We start from the raw sequence: 15,929 nt of genomic DNA, 5'->3' as shown, positions 1-15,929 counted from the left end.
GAATCGAAACACCCGTGAGTGCTGCAGATTTTCTCCTGTCCCCCGCTGTGCAAAAGATCATGCAGGTCCTGTATGCGGCCCCCGACCAACCGTTCTCGGTGGACGAGCTGGCCCGGCAAACCAGGCAGGAGCCGGGCGAGGCCGGCCAGACGATCGAGCACCTCGTCAAGAGCGGCATCCTCGCCAGGCAGAAGGCGGCGGCAGAGCAACCCGACACCGTCAAGCTGGACCGTTCGTTCGTCTTCTATGGCGAACTGCGCAGCATCGCCCTGAAGTCGTTTGCTGCGGCCGAGCCGGTCCGAGCCATGCTGCGCTCGAAGTTCAAGGACTCGGTCGTGCGTGCCTTCGTGCTGGGAGAGGATGCCGACAACGTCATCGAACTGCTGATCGTGCATGGCGCCGTGACGCCTGACGAGACCGCCATGACGGCGGCCTGCAAGAAGCTGTCCAAAGCCCTTCATCGGCATTTGCAGGTGCACGTGATCTCCGTCGCCAGATTCAATGGCCTTGCCGATCACGACACGCTCGCGGCCAAACTGGCGAGCGCTTCGGCGTTCGAGATCATCGCGCCGGGCGACACCAAGGCGCAGTTGCCGGCCGAGCGGCTCGGGCTGCTGCAAAGTGCGAAAAAGAAGCTGGCCGCGTTGTCGCTGGCCCAGCACCGGCGCGAGTCGCGATAAGGCGCACTACCGCTTCGCGCCCTGCCTCGTCGTGCCCGGCCTCACGCCGTCGGCGCTCCTGTGCCGCGGAATCCAGTACGCCAGCGTCCCGGCCGCGGCAAAGGCGATCAGCCCGGTCACGGCGATGCCCGCAGCCAACGACAGCCCGCCGGCCAGGAGGGACAGCAGCGCCGGACCGCACGAGGAGCCGATGTCGGACATCAGGCGCCAGATGCCGAGGAAGTGTGCGCGCCCGTGGCGCGGGGACTGGTCGGCGCCGAGGGTCATGATCATCCCGGACCCGATGCCGTTTCCGAAACCGATGGCCAATGAGGCGAGCAACAGCGTCAGGGCACCGGACGTCAAGGGCATCAGCAGCATGGCCAGGCCCATGATCAGCATCGACGGCACGGCGACCCAGCGCCTGCCTTTCCTGTCCATCACCTTGCCGGCCGGATAGAACACCAGCATGTCGATAGCGCCCGCAAGACCGTAGATCAGCGAAGCCACCGAAGGGGCCAGCAGCAGGTGGTCGGCCCACAGGGGAATCACGGCCTGGCGCGAAGCCCGCACCGCGCTGACGAGGACCACGCCGATGCCGAGCGTGAGGAACACATGGCGGTGATCCCGCAGCGTGGAAACGACGGAGGTCGAAGCGGGTGCCGCCTGCCCGGGCGGACCGGTGGCACCGCGAGGTCGGGGATGCGGGCGCCTATCGCGGCGGCCCCCATCACCGCCACGATGCCGACCACATAAGCGGCCTGCAGGCCGAATGCATGCACCGCCGCCGCCGCCAGGAAAGGCCCGGCAAACATGCCGATGCGCATGACGCCGCCCAGCGTCGACAGTGCCCGGGCCCGGTATTCGACAGGCACGGCTTCGGTCATGTAGCTCTGGCGCGCCAGGTTGTAGACCGCCTGCGACATCCCCACCATGAAGCATCCCGTGGCGAACAGGCCCAGATGGGTCGTCAGCACGCACAGGAGCATGCCGAGACCGCTCCACACACCCGCCGCGACGATGGCCCAGCGCTCGCCCCAGCGCATCGTGATCATCGAGGCGGGAATGTTGTTGAGCAGCGAGCCGATGCCGATCATCGCAATCACCAGCGCCGCCATGGGCACGGAAGCCCCCAGGCCACGCGCCGTCAGCGGCACGATCGGCAGGATGGCCCCCTCGCCCAATCCGAACAACAGCGAGGGCGCAAAGGCCGGCACGGCGATGCGCCACAGGGAGAACGAGGTTGCGGGCGAAGAGGTCGAATCGGCGGGCGGGGATGACATGCGCAGAGGGGTTCGGGTAGTGGCCGTCGCCCGCCTGGCGGACAAGACAGCGTGATTGTCTCGCCGCCGGCGAATTCCTGCAGTGCCCCGGCACCCGGTCGATCACGCGCATGCGCCCTGCGTTGCAGGGCGAGTGGCGTGCAACAGGACACTTGGTATCGTTTCACGCAACCCGCGCACAAACTTCACCCTGACTTCACCTGCCCCGAGCACACTGCCCTTCGACAGTGGTTCGGCGCTGGTAGAGGCCAGGGAGAAAAAAGCCGCTCAGGGAACCGCCTCGATGCCGGCCACTGTCACTCTCTCGTCTTCTGATCTTGCCGCACCACGATCGCGGCAGTGACCGCTCAGAAGGTGACCCACTCCCTGTCGTTCTCGCGCTGGCCGCCCTTCGTATTGCCAAGCACCGGCACGGCTGATGCACCGTTGGAAATGCGCTGCGCCCGAGCAGGGGCCGTGGCGCTTTTTTCTTTGGCGCGCCGTTCGCCGCCGTGCGCCGCGCGGGAGGACAGCTCCGTCTCGGCGCGCTCCGCTCGCCAGCCCGTCCCCAACTGGAAGAACTCGACGAGCGAAGACAGCCGCACCGCCTGGCTCTTGAGGCTTTCCGCGGCGGCAGCCGATTCTTCGACCAGCGCAGAGTTCTCCTGGGTCATCTGGTCCAGCTGCGTCACCACCGAGTTGATCTGGTCGATCCCGGCCGCCTGCTCGACCGCTCCCGCACTGATTTCGCTGACGGTGTGGGAGACGCGCTGAATGCTCTCGACGATCTTGCCCATCGTCGCGCCCGCATCGTTGACCAGTTGGGTGCCTGATCCCACCTTGTCGACCGATGCTTCGATCAGCGTCTTGATTTCCTTGGCCGCGACCGCGCTGCGTTGCGCGAGGTTGCGGACCTCGCTCGCCACCACGGCGAAGCCCCGTCCCTGTTCGCCCGCCCTGGCGGCTTCCACGGCCGCGTTCAGTGCCAGGATGTTGGTCTGGAAAGCGATGCCGTCGATCGTGCCGATGATGGCGGCGATCTTCTGCGAACTCCCGTGGATGTCACGCATCGTCTCCACCACTTCCGAGATGACTTCCCCGCCGTGCACCGCGACCTGCGATGCGGCCTGTGCCAGCTGGTTGGCCTGCTGCGCGGCTTCGGACGCCGTCTTGACGGTGGTCGTGAGTTCTTCCATCGATGCCGCGGTCTGCTGAAGGCTGCCGGCCGTCTTCTCCGTGCGGCTGGAAAGGTCGACGTTGCCCGAGGCGATCTGGGCGCTTGCCGTGGCCACGGAATCGCTGCTCTCGCGCATGCCGGTCAGGGTCTTGATCAGGTTGTCGCGCATCGCCGCGAGCGCCCTGAGCAAGTCGCCCACTTCGTCCTTGCTGCTGGCGCTCAGGCTGCGGGTGAGATCACCGCGCGCGACGGCCTCCGCCAGGCCGACGGCTTCCTTCAGCGGAATCACGATGCCCCGTGCCACGCTCCACGACAACAGCACGGCCAGCAAGATGGCAACGCCGGTGCCCGAAGCGATGAGGAAGAACCCGGTGGTGAACGTCTGGTTGCTCTCTTCGGCTTCGGCCTTGGCGCGATCCTCGTTGTGCTTGACCAGCTGAGTCAGCGGCTCCTTCAAGGCAAGGAAGGTCTCCCGCGCCTCGCCATTGAGCAGCTCGATGGCTTCGGCCCGCCGCTCTTCCTGGACCAGCCGTTCCACCTTGGCGTGCGACGCGGTCCATGCCGGATACCGGGCCTTCACCCGGTCGTAGATGGCCTGCTCGGTCGCATCGCCGATCGACGCCGGGTAAGCCTTGTCGATGTCTTCGTAGGCCTTGGAGGTCTCGGCGATGGACTGCCGGACGGCCGCGGCTTCGGCCGCCGGCATCGTCGCCAGGCGGAATTCGAGCAGGCGCACCCGGTTCGCGATCTCGCTCATCTGGCCCGCATCGCGAACGCTCGCCATGCGCGCCGTCACCATGAAGTTGGTCTGATCGTTGAGGCGATCGAGGCGGTGGATCGAAATCACGGCCATCACGATCATCAGCAACACGATGCTGAGAAAGGCAAGTGCCAGCTTGGCGGAGATTCTGAGATTTCTGAAAAGCGTCATGGCGGTTGGGTCCAGGTTGCGGGGCGGGGTCGGTACCGTGCGTGGCGCCGCGCCCATGTCTATTGCTGCCTCCTGTCTATCGGCAGCGGTGACCCACAACGCATCTGACATATGTCATGCCCGGCGTCCTGACGGGATTTCATCGATCCCTCGGGCTGCCCCTGCTAGAGTGCATAGGGCTCGCGTCGTTCGTCGCGAGACGCGTGTCCAGCGTGACCAGGCTGGCGGTGAGTTCGGTGACCCGGGGGCAACGGCGATGGCGTCGAGGATGATGGAAAACGGAAACTTCGACGCAGCAACAACGGCCGACGTGCTGATCGTCGAGGATCAGGCGCTCGTGAGCGCCGGCATGCGCGGCCTTCTGCAGAAGGCCGCGCCGCATTACCGGGTGCACGAGGAATCCTCGTACCAGGGGGCGATTGCTCGCCTGGCGGCCAACTCGTTCCAGTTCGTCTTCATCGACATCCACCTCGGCTCGGAGGCCTCCGGCCTGGACGTCCTGCGTTTCGTGCGCGAACGCGAAATGCCCTGCCACGCCATCATGCTGTCGGGCGACGACGACCGTGCGCTGGTTCTCTCCTGCATCGCGCAGGGCGCGTCTGGCTACATCACGAAGGCCACCGGAGACGGTGGCGTCTTCTCGGCCGCCATCCAGACGGTTCTCGACAACGGGATCTATCTTCCGGAATCGATCCTCGAGCGCGCTCCCAGGAGCGAGACCGCCGCGGGCGCCTATGGCTGCACCGCCGCATCGCTGGGGCTGGCGCCCAGGCAGCGCGAGGTTCTCTATTACCTGTGCCAGGGCCTGCCCAACAAGGCCATCGCCAACCGCATGGGCATCAGCGAAGGGACGGTCCGAAAAAGCTATGTCTCGGAACTGCTGCGATTCTTCGGCGTGGCCCGGCGCACGGAACTGCTGATCGAGGTGTCTCGCCGGCGCATACGGATTGCCGTGCCGGGCTCGGAGGGTTCATGAAGGCCGCGAAGGCCGCGAACGCCGCTCACGTCGCGATTGCGGGCCTTCTTCGAATCGTCTTCTGCTGCGCGTTGGTGCTTGCCTGCCATGTCGCCTCGGCCGATGCCGGTCACAGGGTGCTGCAGGTGGATTACCTGGTCGAAGACGGCACGCCGCTTTCGTTGCCCGAGGTCACGGCGCTTCCCGAAAAAGCCTGGAAACGCCGGCCCTGGTCATCGGCCAGCTATGGCTTCGCAACAGCGCCCCACTGGTTCAGAAGCGATCCGCTCACCGCGAGCCCCGGCGACGCGGGCACCCTGATGGTGGAGGTGGGCTACCCCCTGCTCGATCATCTCGACCTGTACGTCAAAGCCGGCGCAGCCACGTCCTGGACGCGGTGGAGCCTGGGCGACCGGCTGGCTTTCGCGCAGCGTCCCTACAACGCGCGAAGCTTCGTCGTGCCGGTGTCCGTGCAGCCCGGCGACAAGGTGGAGATTCTCGCGAGGGTGCAGACCGAAGGCGCGATGCGCTTTCCTCTGGGCATCTGGCAACCGCGGGAATTCGAGAAGGCCGAACACACGGCGCTGCTGGCCAACGGCATCTATGTCGGGCTGATGGGCGGGCTGTTCTTCTGCCACCTCATCATCTTCCTGGTCGTGCGCGAGCGCATCTATCTCTACTACGTCGGATGGATCCTGATGACCGCGGGATTCGTCCTCAGCTACAACGGCATCGCGTTCCAGTACCTCTGGCCCGAGGCCACGGCATGGAACGACTGGTCGCGGATCGTCTTTCTCCTGCTCGCGGCCGGGCTCTTCACGTCCTTCACGATTCAATTCGTCAGCAATGCCGCAACTGTGGCGCGGCGGTGGCACTGGGCGCCGGTGCTGCTGGCGGTTGCCCTGGCCATGGGCGCGAGCGGGCTGCCCTTTCCCCAGGCAGTTCGGATGGCGTTCCTGGTGCAGTTCGTGGCCATGGTGGTGTGCTTCGGTCTCGCGCTCGGCAAGGTCCGGGCCGGCCATGCCCACGTCCGTGTCTTCCTGGTGACGTTCTCGGGCGTCCTGATCGGCGCCGTCCTCAACACGCTGGATATGTTGGGAATCACCGCCCGTTTCGGAGGCTCCATCGATTTCGAGGTGGCGCCGCAGGTGGGCTCGGCACTCGCGGTGCTTCTGTTCTCGGCGGCGTTGGCCCACAGGCTGCTCGAAGAGCGCCGCCAGCGCGCCATCGCGGCGGAGCATGCGCGGACCAACGCGACACTGGCCGACTCCATGCGCGTGCAGCAGGAGCGCTCCGAGCTCCTGCTGAAAATCAAGGACCGTCTGCGCACCGATGCCGAGCGCAGGGACCAGCGAAAATCCCGCTTCCTGGCCGATGCCATCCACGATTTGCGCCAGCCGCTGCAGGTGATCGGGAACGCACTCGAACCCATCGGTGAAGCCATTCAGGCGGGTCGCACGGCCGACGCTCTTGGCCTCGCCGGGATGGCGAGCCGCGCAGCCGGCAACATGCGCGCCCAGCTGGCCGCCATCATGGATCTCTCGCGGCTGGAGTCGGGCTTCGTGAAGGCGGAGCTGTCCGACTTCGACCTGGTGGCGCTGCTCAGGGACACGGTCGAGCAGACCAGGGCCATCGCCCACGAAAGCAGTACCTGCGTCGAATTCGATGCGCCGCCGGGGAAGCCGGTGTTCGTGAGGAGCGACCGCCACTTCCTCCAGCGCATTCTCTTGAATCTCGTCAGCAACGGCGTCAAGTACCGGTCCGCGGAAGGGGGACGCCGCAGCCACGTGCGCCTGCTCCTGACGGCGCACGGCGAGCTCACGCGCCTGGCCATTCAGGACAACGGCCTCGGAATAGCCGAGGAAGCCCTGCGCAGCGACATCATCTTCCGCCCCTTCGTCCAGCTGAACAATCGGCATGCCGAGGCGGCCGACAAGGGCGTGGGCCTGGGGCTGTCGATCGTCTCGGCCATGCTGAAACTGCTCGACGGCCATCAGCTTTCCATCCAGTCCGAGGTGGGCGTGGGAAGCACCTTCACGCTGGAGATTCCGGCATCGGTGATCGCACCGGCCTTCGACGGCATTGCTCTCGACGACTTCATGGCCGGCGGCGTCGAAGCGAGCCGCGGCAAGTACGTCGTGCTGATCGAGGACGACGAGCTGGTCAGGCAGTCGCTCGCTGCGGTATTCAATGCGCACGGCGTGTTGTACGAAGCGTGGGGGTCGATCGAGGAGATGAGGCGACAACTGCCGCTGACCGAGCGGGCGCCCGATGTCCTGCTCAGCGACTATCGTTTGCCGGACGGGAAAACCGCCCTCGATGCGATCGAACTGATGCGCGCGCACTGGGGCGATGTGCCCACCCTCATCGTGACCGGCGAGTCGCTGAACTCCTATGCGCTCACGTCCTTGCGCGGGATCCCGATCTGCTACAAGCCCGTGGCGCCTCTGGACCTGCTGCGGCGGATTGCCGCCAGCGCGAGGCGCGAGGCCGAGCCGCCGGGTGCTGCCGGCGGCGACGATCAATCGCTGTAGCTTTTCCCGACCCGCATCAGCTCCGGCGTACCGATCACCTCGTTGAGTGCGTCGAAATCCAGCATCTGCGAGCGCCAGGGCTGCGTGGTGCGGTGCCGGTGCAGGCTCGCGTAGTAGCCCTGAAGGGTGTGCACCACCGCACGGGCGGTGCCGCCGGGGAAGATGGCGATGCGAAAACCGTGCCTTTGCAGGGCGTCCGCATCCTGGATCGGCGTCTTGCCGCCTTCGACCATGTTGGCCAGCAGCGGCACCCGGTGCGCGAAGCGGCTGCAGGCCGCATCCATCTGCTCGGGCGAACGCAATGCCTCGATGAAGAGCGCGTCCACACCGCATGCGAGGTACGCTTCGGCCCGCTCCAGTGCGGCGTCCAGGCCCTCCACCGCTACCGCGTCGGTACGGGCCAGGATCAGCGTGTCGCTCGACGCACGCGCGTCGAGCGCGGCCTTGAGCTTTCCGACCATCTCGCGCTCGGGCACCACGGCCTTGCCGTCGAGGTGCCCGCAGCGCTTGGGGAAGGTCTGGTCCTCGACCTGGATCATGGCCGCGCCCGCGCGTTCGAAACCGCGCACGGTGCGCTGCGTGTTCAGCGCATTGCCGAAGCCGGTGTCGGCATCGACGATCACCGGCAGGCGCACGCGCTCGGTGATGTGCGCAAGCGTGTCGGCCACCTCGGTGAAGGTCGTCAGGCCGATGTCGGACCGGCCGAGCCGCGTATAGGCGATGGATGCGCCCGATAGGTACAGCGCCTCGAAGCCCGCCTGCTCGGCCACCAGCGCGCTCAGCGCGTCGTACACGCCGGGGGCCAGCACCACGTCGGGCTTCGCCAGGCGGCTCTTGAGGGTGTGATTCGTCATGCCGACGTCTCCTTGGATCGAATGAGCGCGGCGGCCGTGCGCGCCGCGATGAAGCCACCGGCCAAGGCGCTCAGCAGTCCGTTGCCGGAGAGGTAGCCCCACACCGCGTCGCCGGAAACGCCACCGGCCGCGCCGCCTGCGGCCAGCAGGTTGGGCAAGGGGGTACCGTCCTCGCGCAGCACGCGCGTGTCGGCGGCAATGTCGAGGCCACCCTGGGTGTGGAAGAGCGCGCCTGTCACCTTGACCGCGAAATACGGGGCGTCGAGACCGCGTGCGAACACGCGTCCATCGGGTGCCGGCGCGCCGTCTCGCAGCGTGTCGAGCGTTTCTTGCAGCACGGCGTCGTCGCAGCCGATGCAGGCGGCCAGTTCGCGCACCGACTCGCATCGGCGCAACGCGCCGGCCGCTTCGGCGTCGCAGAAATCCGGAAAGCCCCGTGCCAGCGCGAGCAGCGGTGTGTCGAACACGTTCCATGCCACGCCGCCGGGCTGCGCCAGCACATGCACCGCAGCCTCCGAGTAGCCCTGCGTCTCGTCGTGAAAGCGCCGACCCTCGCGGTTGATCTGCACCCCGCCTTCCATCATCACGGCCCACGACATCAGCGCGCCCTGCGGGGTGACCCAGGAACCGTGCCCCTGGTAGCCGCCCAGGTCGCGCAGCCGCGTGCCCAGCGCCTGCCCCCAGAGGATGGCGCTGCCGTCGTTGCCCACATGGCCGCCGAATGCGGCCTCGGCCATCTCGGGCAGCAGCGCGCGCACCATCTGCGCATTGCCTCCGAAACCATTGCAGGCCAGCAGCAGCGCATCGCAGCCGAGCGTCTCGCGCCGGCCGTCGGGGCGCAGGTAGTCGATGCCGATCACGCGGTCGTCGGCGTCGAGCACCAGCGTCTCGACCACGGCCTGCGTCAGGACCGGAATGCCCGCGGCTTCGGCCGCCGCCTGGAGCCTTGCCATCAGCGCGGCGCCGGTCTTCTGGGGCAGCGTGTGCATGCGGTGCACGCTGTGGCCGGGGTAGAGAAAGCCGTCGAGCAGCGTCCAGTCGAAGCCGTGGCGCGCCTGCAGCGCATCGAGCGCCGGGCCGATGGCGGCGGCATACGCATCGACCAGCACCGGCGCGGCGCGGCCGTGCGCCTTGGCCTGGATGTCGGCGGCGAATCGCGCGGCGCTGTCGTCGACACCGTGCGCGCGTTGCACGCGCGTGCCCGGCGCGGGAATGAAGCCCGACGACAGTGCCGTCGAGCCGCCCGGCTGCGCATCGCGTTCGAGCACCACGCAATCGACGCCTGCATCCGCCAGCATCAACGCGGCCGTGAGCCCGCAGGCACCGCCTCCGACAACGGCCACCGACACATGCGCGTCGGCCGGAAGCGACGCCGCACGGCGGACGGTTCGCACGGGCGCCGTCGTCATGCCAGCGAATCCGCGAAGGGTTGGCACGTCGTGACCTCGGCCACATTGCGCATGTCGGCCAGCGCTGTCTGGTGGCGCTCCTCGCCGAAGGCCGCGCAGCCGTCCGCCAGCACCAGCGTGCGGTAGTCGCGCATGTGGGCGTCGCGCACGGTGCTCGCCACACCGCCGTTGGTCACGATGCCGCACACGGCCACCGTGTCGATGCCCGCGCGGCGCAGCACCCAGTCGAGCTGGGTGTTGAAGAATGCCGAGTACGCGACCTTGCTGACCGCCACGTCGATCAGACCGGTTAGCGCATCCACGTTCGCCTGCCCCCAGCTGCCGGGCGCGAAGTCGCCCTTCCTCAGGTATGGGCGCAGCGCCTTGAGATGCGGCGACACCATCGGCTCTCCGCTCGCATCGGGCCACAGCGTGAACTGGCTCGCGACGACCAGTCCACCGGCCGCCTTCAGCGCGCGTGCCACGGCTGCCACGCGCTCGGGCAGCGGCAAGGCGGGCGGATTGGTGTCGCCGCCGCGTGCGTAAGCGCCCTTCGCGTCCAGGAAGTCGTTCTGCAGATCGATGATGACCAGCGCCGTATTGGCCGCGACGATGCGTTGCCCTTCGCTCATGACGGCCTCACCAGCAGGTTGCCGTACGCATCGACCTCGGCATGGAAGCCCGGCTCCAGCCAGACGGTGGTGTCGGCCTGCTCCAGGATGGCGGGGCCGTCGATGCGCGCGCCCACCGGCAGTTCGAGGCGGGCGTAGCGCGCGGCGTCGTGCCACTGGCCCTGATGGAACACGCGCTGCGTGCCCAGCGGCGCAATGCTGCCCTCGCCTTCGGGCGCCAGCACGGCCAGGTCGAACTTGGGCCGCACGCCGATGCGCGCATAGCGCAGGTTCATCGCGCGGATCGCGATGCCGTCAAGCACGCGGCCGAAGGCGGCGCTGTAAGCGGCTTCGAAGGCGGCGCGGACCGATGCGGCGGTCAGCGGCGTCTTGCCGGTGTCGGCCAGCGTCACCGGCAGCGTGTGCGTCTGGCCCGCGTAGAGCATGTCGAGCGCCACCACCTCGCGCACTTCGTCGAAGCGCACGCCCGACGAATCCAGCCGCTGCTGGCAGCTGGCGGCCAGTTCGTCGATGCGGCGCCGCAGGTCGGCCACGTCGAGATCGGCCAGCGGCGTGTTGAGGGTCTGCACCGCGTCATGCCGCATGTCGGCGATCACACAGCCGAGCGCCGAGGTGACACCGGGATAGCGCGGCACGATGCCGGTGGCCACGCCCACTTCACGCATCATCGCGCACACGTGCAGCGCTCCGCCGCCGCCAAAGGGCATGTAGGCGAAGCGGCGCGGGTCGTGCCCGCGCTCGATGGAGACCAGACGGATCGCGCCGGCCATGCGTGCATTGGCCACAGTCAGGATCGCCTCGGCCGCCGCATGCACGTCGAGCCCCAGCGGGCGCGCCACGTGCACTTCGATGGCCTCGCGCGACTTCTGCGCATCCAGCGCCGCGAGCAAACCGCCACCCAGCGGCCGGTCGGCGGCGATGCGCCCGAGCAGCACGTTGGCATCGGTCACCGTAGGGCGCATGTTGCCGCGTCCGTAGCATGCCGGCCCGGGCACGCTGCCCGCCGACTCCGGCCCGACCTGGAGCATGCCGCTGGCGTCGACGGACGCGATGGAGCCGCCGCCGGCGCCGATGGTCTCGATCTGGATCATCGGCGAGCGGATCACCATGCCGAACTCGATGGCTGTCTGCGCCGCCAGCGCGGCCTCGCCGTTGGCCACCAGCGACACGTCGAACGACGTGCCGCCCATGTCGCCCGTGATGGCGTTCGGAAAGCCCGCCGCACGCGCGATTGCCGCGCAGGCGATGACGCCCGCCGCCGGGCCCGAGAGCGCGGTGCGCACCGGCAGGTCGCTCGCGGTCTGGCGCGACATCACGCCGCCGTTGCTTTGCACCACCAGCAGTTCGCCCGCGAAGCCCTGCGCACGCAGGTCGCTCTCCAGGCGTCCGAGGTAGCTGCCCACCACCGGCTGCAGCGCCGCGTTGAGCGTGGCGGTCGAGCAGCGCTCGAACTCGCGGATCTCGGGCAACACCTCGCTGGCCGAGGTGACGTGCGGGTTCGGCCAGATCTCGCGCACCGCCGCCACCGCGAGGCGCTCGTTCTCGGGGTTGGCGTAGGTGTTGATGAAGAACACGCAAACCGCCTCGCAGCCGGCTTCGAGCAGCGAACGCGCTTCGGCGCGCACCTGCGCCAGGTCGACTGCCGTGTGCAGCGTGCCGTCGGCCAGCACGCGCTCGTCGACCTCGCGGCGCAGGTCCCGCGGCACCACCGGCAGGAAGCTGCCGCGCAGGCCCCAGGTCTGCGGGCGGTCGCGGCGGCGCATCTCGAGCACGTCGCGAAAGCCGCGCGTGGTGATGATTCCGGTGCGCGCCACCTTGCGCTCGAGCAGCGCATTGGTGCCGACCGTGGTGCCGTGCACGATGGTGGCGATGGCCGCGGCCGAATCGGCCACGCGCGCCACGCCGTTCATGAAGCCGCGCGCTTCCTCGCCACGCGTGGAAGGCACCTTGACGATGCGCGCGGTGCCGTTGGCTTCGTCGAGCACGAAGAGGTCGGTGAAGGTGCCGCCGACATCGACGCCGACGACCAGGGATTTGCCAGGGGAACTCATTGGGACGCTTTCTTGTCGTTGCTGCCGTTGGTCACATAGCCCATGGCCACATCGGCTGCTCGCTGTTCGAGGGGCCGCTCGGCGGCGTGGCCCCAGCCGCCGCCGCCGGGGGTTTCGAGGCGCACGCGCTCGCCGCGCGCCAGCGTGATGCCACGCATCTTCGACACCATGGGCGGCGTATGCCATTCGCCGGCGTTCTCGTAGCGGAACACGTTGACGGCACCGCTGCCGCCGCCCGCGATGCCCTTGGGCGGCGAAGTGCCGCGCTCGCCGAAGACGAACACTTCCGCATCCTTCTCGAGCAGCTCGATTTCGTAGACGGCCCCCAGGCCGCCCCGATGCTGGCCATCGCCGCCGGAGTCGGCGCGCAGCGACCATTCGGTGAATCGCACGGGATACGCCGCCTCCAGAATCTCCAGCGGCGGAATCGTTGCCGTGGAGATCGGCGCGTTGCCGTGCGCCAGGCCGTCGCCGCCCGAATGGCCGCCATGGCCGCCGCCGAAGAAGCTGAACATCACCCAGCGCTGGCCCTCGCGGCCCTTGTCGCTGCGATGCCCGGCAATCGACAGCGCATTGATGGTGCCGTAGGCCTGCGCCACGGCGCGCGTGGGATCGGCCTGCGCGGCGGCGCTGAAGATCACGTCGATCATGCGCAGGATGGTCTCGGTGTAGCCGCCGACCGGGCGCGGGCGCTCGCAGCTGATCACCAGCTTGTCGGGAATGACGAAGTCCACCGCGTCGAGCACCCCCGCGTTCGCGGGCACGTCGGGAAACAGGTGCTTGAGCGCGACGTAGCAGGCAGCCACCGCGGTCGCGCGCGAGATGTTCACCGGCCCCGCGCATTGCGGCGACGTGCGCGAGAAATCGAGTGTGAGCCGGTCGCCCGCCACGGTCATGTCCAGCGCGATGGTCAGCGGCTCGTTGACGATGCCGTCGTTGTCCAGCACATCCTCGAAGCTGTAGCGCCCGTCGGGCAGCGAGGCGATGTGCGAGCGCATCAGGCGCAGCGCGCGGCCGCGCAGTTCGCCCAGCGCGTTCATCACCAGGTCGTCGCCGTACTCGTCGAGCAGGCCGTTCAGCCGCCTGGCGCCGAGTTCCAGCGCGGCGAGCTGGCCGTTCAGGTCGCCCCAGAGGCTGTCGGGCAGGCGCGTGTTGGCCTGCAGGATGGCGAGCACGTCGGCGTCGAGTTCGCCATTGCGCACGATGCGCACGGGCGGGATCTGCACCGCCTCCTGCCAGCATTCGGTGGCGGCGGGGTTGTAGTTGCCGGGTACCGCGCCGCCGACGTCGTGCCAGTGGGCGGCCGAGGCCATGTGGCAATACAGCTTGCCGTTGCGGAAGAAGGGCTTGACCAGCTTGAAGTCGTTGGCGTGCGTGCCGCCGTCGTAGGCGTCATTGTTGATCCAGACGTCGCCGTCCTTCATCCCGCCGCGGGCGTCGGCGGCCTTGGCCGTGGCCCGCACGGCGAAGGCCATGGCACCCACGAACACCGGCAGGCCCGACTTGCCCTGCACCAGGGTGTCGCCGGTGACGGCGTCGTACAGGCCGTGGCAGGCGTCGTGCGCCTCGGCGATGATGGGATTGAACGCGCTTCGATAGAGCGTGGCATCCATTTCGTCGGCCACCTGTTCGAGGCGGCCGCGCAGCACGGCGAGCGTGACGGGGTCGAGGGTCGGGGCGCAAGAGAGATCAGGCATCGGGGGCTTTCGTGAAGGCGGTTCGGGCAGCGCGCTGGCGCAGCTGGTTCAACAATCCGCCGGCGCGGACCATGTCCATGAGAAATCCGGGCACCGGCTCGCAAGCCAGGCGCCGTGCGCCGGGCGCGACGATCTCCGGCGAGCCCGTGTCGAGGGCGATCTGATCGCCCTCGCTCAGCGTCTCGGCCTCGGCGCAGGTCAGCAGCAGCAGCCCCACGTTGAAGGCATTGCGAAAGTAGAGGCCGCTGTACGAGGGCGCGATGACCGCCGCCACGCCCAGTTGCACCAGCACGGCGGCGGCCTGCTCGCGCGAGGAACCGATGCCGAAGTTGGGCCCGGCCACCAGCACGTCGCCGGGCGCCACGCCCGCGGCGAAGTCGGGGCGGATGGCCTCCAGGCAGTGCTTCGCGATCACGTCGATGCCGTGCTTCATGGCATGGCCCGGCGCGAGCAGGTCGGTGTCGATGTCGGCGCCCAGGCGCCAGACGCGATGGGTGGCCCGGGTGACGCTCATGCCAGCACCTCGCGCGGATCGGTCACGCAGCCGCGCAGTGCCGCGGCGGCCACCGTGTAGGGTGAGCCCAGGTACACCTGCGCGGTCGGCGAGCCCATGCGGCCCTTGAAGTTGCGCGCCGTGGTCGAGATGACGGTGATGTCGTCGCCCATCGGGTCGCCATAGCCCGAGCAGGCTCCGCACGCGGTCGGAAACAGCTCAGCGCCCGCGTCCATCAGCGCCTGCAGAACGCCCTCGGCGCGCGCCTGCTCCTGGTCCTGGATGCTGGCGGGCGCGACGATCAGGCGGATGCCGGGCGCCACCTTGTGCCCGCGCAGCACCTGCGCCGCGGCGCGCAGGTCGTCGAGCTTCGCGCCGGTGCACGCGCCGATGTAGGCCACATCCACGCGCGTGCCCGCATAGCGGCTCACGCCGTGCGAGTTGGCCGGGCTGTGCGGCGCGGCGATGTGCGGCTCCAGCATGGCGGCGTCGAAGCGGTGGCGCGTGAAGTCCGCGTCTTCGTCGGTGAACCAGCGCGCCATGTCGGCGCGCGGTGCGCCCGCGCCTTCGAGGAAGGCGGCCGTGGTTTCGTCGGGCGCGATCAGCCCGGCCTGCGCGCCCAGTTCGGCGCTCATGTTCGACAGCGTCATGCGCTCCTGCATCGACAGCGCGGCCACCGCCGGCCCCGCGAACTCCACGGCCTGGTAGCGTCCACCGTTCATGCCGAAGCGCCCTATCATGTGCAGCATCATGTCCTTGGCGGTCACCCCGGCGGGCAGCGCGCCGTCCCACCACATGCGGATGGTCTCGGGCACGCGCAGCCATATCTCGCCGGTGACGACCACGCCCAGCATCTCCGTGCTGCCCACGCCGAACATGTAGGCACCGAATGCCCCGCCCGTTGGCGAGTGCGAGTCGCCGCCCACGCACAGCATGCCGGGACGGATGTGGCCGTGCTGCGGCACCACCACGTGGCAGATGCCCTGGCTGTCGTACACGTGCGGCAGCTGCTGGTCGCGCGCCCAGTCGCGCGCGATGCGCACGATGCGCCGAGAGTCGTCGTCGCGCTCGGGCACGTAGTGGTCCATCACCAGCACGATGCGCGAGCGGTCCCAGATCTGTGCGCCCAGTTCCTCGAGCATGGGTTTCAGGCGGCGCGGGCCCGAGGAGTCATGGAACATGGCGAGGTCGACGCCGCAGGTCACGATCTCGCCCACCGCCACGTGCGCCCGGCCGCTCGCGCGCGCGATGAGCTTCTGCGCCAGTGTCTGCGGCGCTGCGCGGCTTGGCATTCGG

Annotated in this window: 11 protein-coding genes and 1 pseudogene; 3 read left to right on the top strand and 9 right to left on the bottom strand. The window is 68.5% G+C overall.

The genetic code is table 11. The features are described from left to right. Positions 1-14 precede the first annotated feature (14 nt). Complete coding sequence (locus AC1RVW_RS16150; RefSeq protein WP_493201071.1) at positions 15-680, top strand: hypothetical protein; 666 nt, start codon at positions 15-17, stop codon at positions 678-680. A gap of 6 nt (positions 681-686) precedes the next feature. Here AC1RVW_RS16150 and AC1RVW_RS16145 read toward each other — a convergent pair. Both AC1RVW_RS16145 and AC1RVW_RS16140 read right to left on the bottom strand, forming a co-directional pair. Continuing rightward, positions 687-1,942 (bottom strand): annotated as a pseudogene (locus AC1RVW_RS16145) (MFS transporter). Positions 1,943-2,289: 347 nt separating this feature from the next. After that, positions 2,290-4,029 carry a methyl-accepting chemotaxis protein gene (locus AC1RVW_RS16140; RefSeq protein WP_493201070.1) on the bottom strand — a complete coding sequence of 580 codons (1,740 nt, stop codon included), beginning with the start codon at positions 4,027-4,029 and terminating at the stop codon, positions 2,290-2,292. A gap of 271 nt (positions 4,030-4,300) precedes the next feature. On the opposite strand from AC1RVW_RS16140, the gene AC1RVW_RS16135 reads away from it, so the two are divergent. Both AC1RVW_RS16135 and AC1RVW_RS16130 read left to right on the top strand, forming a co-directional pair. Beyond that, positions 4,301-5,005: a response regulator gene (locus AC1RVW_RS16135; protein WP_493201068.1), complete on the top strand. Its 705-nt coding sequence runs from the start codon at positions 4,301-4,303 to the stop codon at positions 5,003-5,005. Next, the gene (locus AC1RVW_RS16130) at positions 5,002-7,518 is read left to right on the top strand and encodes a sensor histidine kinase (protein ID WP_493201066.1); all 2,517 of its coding nucleotides are present in this window, start codon (positions 5,002-5,004) and stop codon (positions 7,516-7,518) included. The genes AC1RVW_RS16135 and AC1RVW_RS16130 overlap by 4 nt, the downstream gene beginning before the upstream one ends. On the opposite strand, the gene AC1RVW_RS16125 is transcribed toward AC1RVW_RS16130, so the two are convergent. The 7 genes from AC1RVW_RS16125 to AC1RVW_RS16095 are packed head-to-tail and all read right to left on the bottom strand — an operon-like array spanning position 7,506 to position 15,925. Then, the gene (locus AC1RVW_RS16125) at positions 7,506-8,372 is read right to left on the bottom strand and encodes an isocitrate lyase/PEP mutase family protein (RefSeq protein ID WP_493201064.1); all 867 of its coding nucleotides are present in this window, start codon (positions 8,370-8,372) and stop codon (positions 7,506-7,508) included. The two genes, AC1RVW_RS16130 and AC1RVW_RS16125, sit on opposite strands and share 13 nt — an antisense overlap. Continuing rightward, positions 8,369-9,781: an FAD-dependent oxidoreductase gene (locus AC1RVW_RS16120; RefSeq protein WP_493201062.1), complete on the bottom strand. Its 1,413-nt coding sequence runs from the start codon at positions 9,779-9,781 to the stop codon at positions 8,369-8,371. Before AC1RVW_RS16120 ends, AC1RVW_RS16125 begins: the two co-directional genes overlap by 4 nt. Then, positions 9,778-10,392 carry a cysteine hydrolase family protein gene (locus AC1RVW_RS16115; RefSeq protein ID WP_493201060.1) on the bottom strand — a complete coding sequence of 205 codons (615 nt, stop codon included), beginning with the start codon at positions 10,390-10,392 and terminating at the stop codon, positions 9,778-9,780. Before AC1RVW_RS16115 ends, AC1RVW_RS16120 begins: the two co-directional genes overlap by 4 nt. Next, positions 10,389-12,443: a hydantoinase/oxoprolinase family protein gene (locus AC1RVW_RS16110; protein WP_493201058.1), complete on the bottom strand. Its 2,055-nt coding sequence runs from the start codon at positions 12,441-12,443 to the stop codon at positions 10,389-10,391. Before AC1RVW_RS16110 ends, AC1RVW_RS16115 begins: the two co-directional genes overlap by 4 nt. Beyond that, positions 12,440-14,140 carry a hydantoinase B/oxoprolinase family protein gene (locus AC1RVW_RS16105; protein ID WP_493201056.1) on the bottom strand — a complete coding sequence of 567 codons (1,701 nt, stop codon included), beginning with the start codon at positions 14,138-14,140 and terminating at the stop codon, positions 12,440-12,442. Before AC1RVW_RS16105 ends, AC1RVW_RS16110 begins: the two co-directional genes overlap by 4 nt. Further along, positions 14,133-14,654 (bottom strand): LeuD/DmdB family oxidoreductase small subunit, encoded by a 522-nt coding sequence (locus tag AC1RVW_RS16100; RefSeq protein ID WP_106937768.1) that lies wholly within the window; start codon positions 14,652-14,654, stop codon positions 14,133-14,135. Before AC1RVW_RS16100 ends, AC1RVW_RS16105 begins: the two co-directional genes overlap by 8 nt. After that, positions 14,651-15,925, bottom strand: a complete 1,275-nt coding sequence (locus tag AC1RVW_RS16095) for a 3-isopropylmalate dehydratase large subunit (protein ID WP_493201054.1) — start codon at positions 15,923-15,925, stop codon at positions 14,651-14,653. Before AC1RVW_RS16095 ends, AC1RVW_RS16100 begins: the two co-directional genes overlap by 4 nt. Between the last annotated feature and the right edge of the window lie 4 nt (positions 15,926-15,929).

It is taken from the genome of Variovorax sp. MPBD4-3 (genome assembly GCF_058809745.1).
The sequence above is the reverse complement of the archived record's forward strand: the minus strand, read 5'-3'. Positions and strand labels throughout refer to the sequence as shown.

Excerpts from the sequence above, each read along its gene's own strand:
- AC1RVW_RS16115 (WP_493201060.1), bottom strand. The coding sequence starts at position 10,392 with ATGAGCGAAGGGCAACGCATCGTCGCGGCCAATACGGCGCTGGTCATC.
- AC1RVW_RS16125 (WP_493201064.1), bottom strand. The coding sequence starts at position 8,372 with ATGACGAATCACACCCTCAAGAGCCGCCTGGCGAAGCCCGACGTGGTG.
- AC1RVW_RS16130 (WP_493201066.1), top strand. The coding sequence starts at position 5,002 with ATGAAGGCCGCGAAGGCCGCGAACGCCGCTCACGTCGCGATTGCGGGC.
- AC1RVW_RS16135 (WP_493201068.1), top strand. The coding sequence starts at position 4,301 with ATGGAAAACGGAAACTTCGACGCAGCAACAACGGCCGACGTGCTGATC.
- AC1RVW_RS16110 (WP_493201058.1), bottom strand. The coding sequence starts at position 12,443 with ATGAGTTCCCCTGGCAAATCCCTGGTCGTCGGCGTCGATGTCGGCGGC.
- AC1RVW_RS16140 (WP_493201070.1), bottom strand. The coding sequence starts at position 4,029 with ATGACGCTTTTCAGAAATCTCAGAATCTCCGCCAAGCTGGCACTTGCC.
- AC1RVW_RS16100 (WP_106937768.1), bottom strand. The coding sequence starts at position 14,654 with ATGAGCGTCACCCGGGCCACCCATCGCGTCTGGCGCCTGGGCGCCGAC.
- AC1RVW_RS16120 (WP_493201062.1), bottom strand. The coding sequence starts at position 9,781 with ATGACGACGGCGCCCGTGCGAACCGTCCGCCGTGCGGCGTCGCTTCCG.
- AC1RVW_RS16105 (WP_493201056.1), bottom strand. The coding sequence starts at position 14,140 with ATGCCTGATCTCTCTTGCGCCCCGACCCTCGACCCCGTCACGCTCGCC.
- AC1RVW_RS16095 (WP_493201054.1), bottom strand. The coding sequence starts at position 15,925 with ATGCCAAGCCGCGCAGCGCCGCAGACACTGGCGCAGAAGCTCATCGCG.